Annotated in this window: 2 protein-coding genes; both read right to left on the bottom strand. The window is 42.0% G+C overall.

All coding sequences use genetic code 11. The features are described 5' to 3' along the window. Window positions 1–459, bottom strand: a 459-nt coding sequence (locus A3729_RS28230) for a transporter substrate-binding domain-containing protein (protein WP_156498196.1), incomplete at its 3' end; no start/stop codon positions are given. A gap of 138 nt (window positions 460–597) precedes the next feature. Next, a complete protein-coding gene (locus A3729_RS31210; RefSeq protein ID WP_082865098.1) occupies window positions 598–816 on the bottom strand; it encodes a hypothetical protein in 219 nt (72 codons plus the stop codon). Window positions 817–1,261: the final 445 nt, after the last annotated feature.

The following is a 1,261-nucleotide window of genomic DNA, read 5'->3' as shown; positions in this document are numbered from 1 at the left end:
TGCCTGAATACAGGCAGATGCTCCATCGAGCTCTAATGCACTTTTAACACCTAGCTTTTTGGATACCATAAAGCCTTGGCCATCGTAGTAGTTTACACCAGCAAAGTTCAAACCTAGTGATGTGTCACGTGTATGAGTCCAAGTAGTATTACGAGACAAAATATCTACCTCGCCACTTTTTAGTGCTTCAAAGCGTTCTTTTGCAGTGAGTGGGCGATAAGTTACTTTATCTGCATCGCCTAAAACCGCTGCAGCAACCGAACGACAAACATCTACATCCAGTCCGCTCCACTGCCCTTTCTCGTCTTTTTGTGAAAAGCCCGCTAAACCGACACTCACGCCACAACTTACCATACCTTTCTTTTTTACTGCATCAAGTGTTGAACTTGCATAACTTTGTTGTGCAGTTAACCCTACTGCCACGATCGCAATACCAGCGGTCAATTTATTAAGTTTCATTATCCTAACCCCTTTATATAGTTGTATTCTCCCGTGACAGCATTACACGGTAGCATTTGAGATTAACATAGATCCAAAGCAAGATTGAACTCCTATTTCCGGATCCATTGTTATAATCGATTAAATATCACGAGTTCGTTAATTTCTGGGCAAGCCTTTTAATTCTGCATAAGTATCCTGAATCATTTTTGCATCTGCACTGGCCCGATGACGCGCCAGACCTGCTAATTCAATAACTTTGTCGTGGACGGGTGTCCATTGTTCTCGTTCTTCCTGGCTAAGCAATGAGAGTAAAGATTCAATTCGAAAGGCTTGTATACATTCAGCTTTATCAAATAACTGACCCAGCCAGCACATGTCATTAGCCCAGCCATCTGAATATATGGTCTGACCTGCAAGGTTGTGGTTAAGCCACTGGGCAACGCTAACAATATCTCGCCCTTTTTCTTTTAATAGCTCTTGGGATATTCCATGAAGCGCTTCGGCGTCCCGGTTCTATTTCGTCCAATGAGCTAATGGTTTTATCAGGGTACAGCCCGTTTCTCCCTTACCTGAAATAAAACCTACTTCGATTGGATAAGAGCCCTTTCCTAAGCCTGAAGCTTCAATATCTATTATTGTTGGTAAACTCATAACTACCTTTCTAGTGTTGTTATGTATAGTCTAGTCGATACCCGTAAGAAAACGTTCACATATTCCTATAAAGGTTTCCGGTTTTTCTGCATGTAACCAGTGACTGGCTTTTGGAATGATTCGGACTTTTGCAAAGGGAAATAAGCTCACTACTTTTTCTTTATGGGCG

This window comes from Oleiphilus sp. HI0043 (assembly GCF_001634935.1).
Note: the sequence above shows the minus strand (reverse complement) of the source record. Positions and strands in the feature narration are given on the sequence as shown.